1 protein-coding gene is annotated in these 1,075 nt (G+C 70.6%); it reads left to right on the top strand.

All coding sequences use genetic code 11. The annotated features are described in order from the left end of the window. Positions 1–103 precede the first annotated feature (103 nt). Complete coding sequence (locus ACRYR2_RS25000) at positions 104–1,063, top strand: IS481 family transposase (protein ID WP_432565708.1); 960 nt, start codon at positions 104–106, stop codon at positions 1,061–1,063. The last annotated feature ends 12 nt before the right edge of the window (positions 1,064–1,075 follow it).

Below are 1,075 nucleotides of genomic sequence, written 5' to 3'. Positions count from 1 at the left end.
TGTACCCAGCCAGGACGTTGGTGACAGCGCGTCGGCTTGAACACGGGAGGACCCCCAGGTGGGGTGTGACTTGTCGAAGGTCCACATCCACCCGGAGGTCCTCGTGGCCCACGCTAACGCCCGCACCACCGTCCACGGCCGGCTCCTGATCGTCCGGCGCCACCAGCAGGGCTGGCACCAAGCCCACATCGCCGCCGCGATGGGCGTCTCCCGCAAGTGCGTCCGCACCTGGATCGAGCGCTACGACAGCGAAGGCCTGCAGGGCCTGCACGACCGCTCCAGCCGCCCGCATCACAGTCCGACCCGCACTCCCCAGGACGTCGAGGCCGGCATCGTTGAACTGCGCCAGCGGGAGCGCCTGGGCCCGGACGAGCTGGGCGCTCGACTGGGCGTGCCGGCCCGCACGGTCTCCCGGGTTCTGGTCCGTCACGGTCTGCCGCACCTGGCCGCGCTGGACCCGATGACCGGTGAACTGTTGCGCTCCTCCAAGGCCACCGCCATCCGCTACGAGCGGGCCCGGCCCGGTGAGCTGGTGCACATGGACGTCAAGAAGATCGGCCGCATCCCCGACGGCGGTGGCTGGCGCGCCCTGGGGCGGGCCGATGGCAACCGCGATCGCCAAAGGCGGATCGGGTACGACTACGTGCACTCGCTGGTGGACGACCACTCCCGGCTGGCCTATTCGGAGATCCTTCCCGATGAGAAGGGCGTGACCTGCGCCGGCTTCCTGGCCCGGGGCGCGGCCTACTTCGCCGCTCACGGCATCCCCCGGATCGAGCGGGTGATGACCGACAACGCCTGGGCCTACCGCTGGTCGCTGCGGGAGGTCTGCGCCGGCCTGGGGGCGCGGCAGAAGTTCATCAAGCCGCACTGCCCCTGGCAGAACGGCAAGGCTGAGCGGTTGAACCGGACGCTGGCCACCGAGTGGGCCTACCGCCGCGCCTACGGCAGCAACGCTGAGCGGGCCGCGGCCCTTGCTCCCTGGCTGGAGCGCTACAACACTCAACGCCGTCACAGCGCCCTCGGTGGCCTGCCGCCGGTCAGCCGCCTGTCACCAACGTGATGGCTGGGTACA

The organism is Kineococcus deserti (assembly GCF_050871945.1).
GTDB lineage: Bacteria > Actinomycetota > Actinomycetes > Actinomycetales > Kineococcaceae > Kineococcus.
The sequence above is the reverse complement of the archived record's forward strand: the minus strand, read 5'-3'. Positions and strand labels throughout refer to the sequence as shown.